Below are 4,076 nucleotides of genomic sequence, written 5' to 3'. Positions count from 1 at the left end.
CGACACCAGCGGCCCGGCAAAGCCGGTTCCGCGGTGTCCCTGGATTCGGAACGCTGCGAATGCCTTCAGCGCTGTGTTGTTGCGTCGCATAGATTCATTCAGAACGCATAAGCCGCGCGGCGCCTGGCTTCGCCGCGCTGCAGCCAGCCGATCACGCCCGCGCGCACACGCTCGCGGAATCGGTCCCAGCCCGTCGGATTGCTCACGATCTGCGCCTTGTAGAAGGACGGGCAGAGCACGGCGGCATGCGAGACGTCGCCGCAGTTGCCGCAGCCCACGCAGCTGTCGAGCACGGTGGCAACCGGATCGATGCGCAGCGGATCGGGATTGGTCTTGATCGACAGCGAAGGGCAGCCCGAGAGGCGGATGCAGGAATGGTCACCGGTACAGGTGTCCTCGTCGACCCCGAACTTGTCGCGCACCATGCGCTTGCCTTCGGCGATGGCCTTGCGCACCAGCGGCTTCTCGCGGCGCTGCTTGTTGAGCATGCACTCCGACTGCGCGATCAGGACCTTGGGCCCCTTCTGCTTCGTCGTCAATGCTTCCTTGATCGCGTCGCGCATGCCGGCGACATCGTAGGTGCGGCGGATGGTCCGCACCCATTCCACGCCCACGCCGCGGACCGCGCGCTCGATCGCGTGGCCGGTGCTGCGCGTCGCGTTCTGTGCCTTCGACGAGAGGATGTCCTGGCCGCCGGTGGCCGAGGTGTAGTTGTTGTCGACCACGATGGTCAGGTTGTCGCTCCGGTTGAAGACGGCGTTGGCTACGCCGCTGGTCAGCCCGTTGTGCCAGAAGCCGCCGTCGCCCATCATCGAGATCGCTCGCTTGCCCGCCGGCGCATTGAGCGCGGCAGCGCCGGCGCCCCCCAGGCCGTAGCCCATCGTCGTGTTGCCGATGTTGAAGGGCGGCAGGATGGAGAACAGGTGGCAGCCGATGTCGGCGCTCACGTGATGCGGGCCGAGCTCGCGCTCCACCAGCTTCATCGCGCTGAAGATCGGCCGCTCCGGGCAGCCGGTGCAGAAGCCCGGCGGGCGGGCGTGCACGCTGTGGCCCAGCGGCAGTGCCGGCTCGGGCGCGGCATCGACGCCGATCTCGGCGACTTCCTTGAGCGGGATCACCTTGCGCACCGGCGCCGGGACCGGCAGGGGCTGCAGCCTGCCATAGCGCTCGCCGAAGGTGCGCGCGCCCTTGAGCAGTTCTGTCGCCGTGTACTCGCCCGCCACCGGCAGCATGTCCTTGCCGTGCAGCGCGGTGGTGGAGCCCGCCTGGCGCAGGATGGTGGCGAGGTTCTGCTCGACGAAGTTGGGCTGGCCCTCCTCCACCACCAGCACCGCGCGCTTGCCTTCGCAGAAGCGCAGCACCTCGTTGTCGACCAGCGGATAGGCCACGTTCATCACGTAGAGCGGCACCTGAGTGTTGCCGTAGACATCGGCCAGGCCCAGCCGTTCGAGCGCGCGCAGCAGGGTGTTGTAGCTGCCGCCCTGGACGATGATGCCGATATCGTCGGCGTCTTCCGAGAAGAACTCGTTGAGCCGGTGCTCCTCGATGAAGCGCAGCGCGGCGGGCCAGCGCTCATTCACCTTCTCCTGCTCATGCACGAAACTGGCAGGCGGCAGCACGATGCGGCTGACGTCGCGCTGCGGGTTCTCCAACGCATCTTTGAGCGTGAATGCCGGCCGGCGGTTGGCGCCGGCCACGAAGTGCCCATGCACGTGGCAGGCACGGATGCGCAGCTGCAGCATCACCGGCGTGTGGCTGGCTTCGGACAGCTCGAAGCCCTTCTTCACCGCCTCGACGATGGAGGGCAGGTTGGGGCGCGGATCGAGCAGCCAGATCTGCGACTTCATCGCGAAGGCGTGGCTGCGCTCCTGCATGATCGAGGAGCCTTCACCGTAGTCCTCGCCCACGATCACCAGGGCGCCGCCGGTCACGCCGCCCGAGGCCAGGTTGGCCAGCGCGTCAGAGGCCACGTTGGTGCCCACCGTCGCCTTGAAGGTGACGGCGCCGCGCAGCGGATAGTTGACCGAGGCCGCCAGCGTGGCGGCGGCCGTGGCCTCGCTGGCACTGTTCTCGAAGCGGATGCCTTGTTCGGCCAGGATGTCCTGCGCGTCGGCCAGCACGTCCATCAGGTGCGAGATCGGCGCGCCCTGGTAGCCGGCCACATAGGAAACACCCGACTCGAGCAGCGCCTTGGTGACTGCCAGAATGCCTTCACCCCGGAACACCTCGCCCTCGGCGAGCCTCAGCTTCTTTACTTCCTCGACGAACGATCGTTCAGCCATGGTTTGTTTCTTTCCCGTTTCGGCGTGGGCGCCGCTTCATCGCACGGTCTCTATAATGTTTACAAGTGAATGTATCCACAATCATGAATAACCCTAGACACGCAAGCTGCGTGCCTGCCTGAGCCGAGGGACTCATCATGGCCACTGCCGCTTCCAAGAAGAGGGCCTTGCGCTTCGTCGACGACTACCTGCCGGCGCTGCTGGCACAGGCGAGCCAGCTGATTTCCTCCGAGTTCCACGTGGTGGCGCGCCAGCACGGCTTCTCGGTGTCGGAATGGCGGGTGATGGCTTCGCTGGCCGGGGGCGAGGCCATCAGCATCGGCCAGCTGGCGCAGGTCACGGTGACCAAGCAGCCGACGGTCACCCGCCTGCTGGATCGCATGGAGTCCAAGGGCCAGGTCGAGCGCCTGCCCCACGACAGTGATCGGCGCGTCACGCTGGTGCGCATCACGCGCAAGGGCGCCAAGACGGTGGAGCGCCTGATGGAACTGGCGCTCGAGCACGAGCGGCGCGTGCTGGAGCCCTTCGGCCTGCTGCGTGCGGAGGAGTTGAAGACGACGCTGCGGCAGATGATCGAGCTGCACGCCCGCATGCCGGGCGAGGCAGGCGAGGCAGACGAGGCGGAGGAGCAGGAGTAGCCGCCTACGAGTGCGCCAACGCCAGCGCCAGCCGGGCGCCCACCTCGGCGTTGTGCTTCACGAGCGCGATGTTGGTCGCCAGGCTGCGGCCGCCCGTCAGCGCCTTGATGCGGGCCAGCAGGAAGGGCGTGACAGCCTTGCCGGCGATGTGCTGCGCTGCCGCCTCGGCCAAGGCCTGCCCGGTGATCGCATCGATCTCCTCGCGCGGCAGTGCCGCGGCTTGCGGCACCGGTGTGCTCAGCACCACGCCGCCGGCCAGGCCCAGTGCCCATTTGGTGCGGATGAAGCGAGCCTGGGCATCCGCATCGTCCAGCCTGTAGTCCGCCCGAAAGCCGCTGTCGCGCGTGTAGAAGGCCGCGAAGTTGTCCTGGCCGCAGCTGAGCACCGGCACGCCGTGTGTCTCCAGGTACTCCAGCGTGAGCCCGATGTCCAGGATCGACTTGGCGCCTGCGCACACCACCGCCACCGAGGTCCTCGCGAGCTCCTGCAGATCGGCCGAGATGTCGAAGCTCTGCGGCGCACCGCGATGCACCCCGCCGATGCCTCCGGTGACGAAGACCTCGATGCCGGCCAGCGCCGCGCAGATCATGGTGCCGGCCACGGTCGTGGCGCCGAGGTCGCCGCTGGCGAGCACGGCCGGCAGGTCGCGCCGGCTGACCTTGTGCGCCTGGCCAGAGCGGCCGAGCAGTTCCAGCTCGTCGTCCGAGAGGCCGATCCGGATGCGCCCGCCCATCAGCGCGATGGTCGCGGGCTCGGCGCCCAGGCCGCGGATCACCGCCTCCACCTCGCGCGCGGTGCGCACGTTCTCCGGGTAGGGCATGCCGTGCGCGATGATGGTCGACTCCAGTGCCACCAGGGGGCGGCCGGCGGCGCGCGCGGCGGCCACGGGCGGGCTCAGGGCGAGCCAGGAATGGGCAGGCCGGGCGTCCATGTCGATGTCTTCTCCAGCCGCGTTGTGCGGTGCGCAAGGATCTCAGATCCCGTCTCCGCGCACCAGCCTCAGGGCACCGGCCTCAAGGCACCAGGACCGCCCTGCCCCGGTGCCCGCGCTGCGCGATCCATTCGAGCGCCGTGGCGGCTTCGCCGAGGCCGAAGCGCTGGACCTGGAGCGCCAGCCTCCCGTCCGCCAGCCGGGCCAGCAGTTGCGGCACGGCGG

Annotated in this window: 3 protein-coding genes and 1 pseudogene; 1 reads left to right on the top strand and 3 read right to left on the bottom strand. The window is 68.5% G+C overall.

Going from position 1 to position 4,076, the window contains the following annotated elements; translation table 11 throughout:
- Positions 1 to 98 precede the first annotated feature (98 nt).
- Positions 99 to 2,282, bottom strand: a complete 2,184-nt coding sequence (locus APY03_RS34075) for a thiamine pyrophosphate-dependent enzyme (RefSeq protein ID WP_068684326.1) — start codon at positions 2,280 to 2,282, stop codon at positions 99 to 101.
- 137 nt (positions 2,283 to 2,419) lie between these two features.
- Between APY03_RS34075 and APY03_RS34070 the strand changes: the two genes are divergently transcribed.
- Positions 2,420 to 2,920 carry a MarR family winged helix-turn-helix transcriptional regulator gene (locus APY03_RS34070; RefSeq protein WP_068684324.1) on the top strand — a complete coding sequence of 167 codons (501 nt, stop codon included), beginning with the start codon at positions 2,420 to 2,422 and terminating at the stop codon, positions 2,918 to 2,920.
- 4 nt (positions 2,921 to 2,924) lie between these two features.
- On the opposite strand, the gene APY03_RS34065 is transcribed toward APY03_RS34070, so the two are convergent.
- On the bottom strand, positions 2,925 to 3,851 hold the full coding sequence (locus tag APY03_RS34065; RefSeq protein ID WP_068684322.1) for a pseudouridine-5'-phosphate glycosidase: 927 nt from the start codon (positions 3,849 to 3,851) through the stop codon (positions 2,925 to 2,927).
- Between the two features lie 82 nt (positions 3,852 to 3,933).
- Positions 3,934 to 4,076: pseudogene (locus tag APY03_RS44950) on the bottom strand (zinc-binding alcohol dehydrogenase family protein); the annotation flags it as partial.

The sequence above is a fragment of the Variovorax sp. WDL1 genome, assembly GCF_001541225.1.
Taxonomy (GTDB): Bacteria; Pseudomonadota; Gammaproteobacteria; order Burkholderiales; family Burkholderiaceae_C; genus Variovorax.
Note: the sequence above shows the minus strand (reverse complement) of the source record. Positions and strands in the feature narration are given on the sequence as shown.

Bases quoted from the DNA above. Each gene is read 5' to 3' on its own strand.
- APY03_RS34075 (WP_068684326.1), bottom strand. From the start codon at position 2,282: ATGGCTGAACGATCGTTCGTCGAGGAAGTAAAGAAGCTGAGGCTCGCC.
- APY03_RS34070 (WP_068684324.1), top strand. From the start codon at position 2,420: ATGGCCACTGCCGCTTCCAAGAAGAGGGCCTTGCGCTTCGTCGACGAC.
- APY03_RS34065 (WP_068684322.1), bottom strand. From the start codon at position 3,851: ATGGACGCCCGGCCTGCCCATTCCTGGCTCGCCCTGAGCCCGCCCGTG.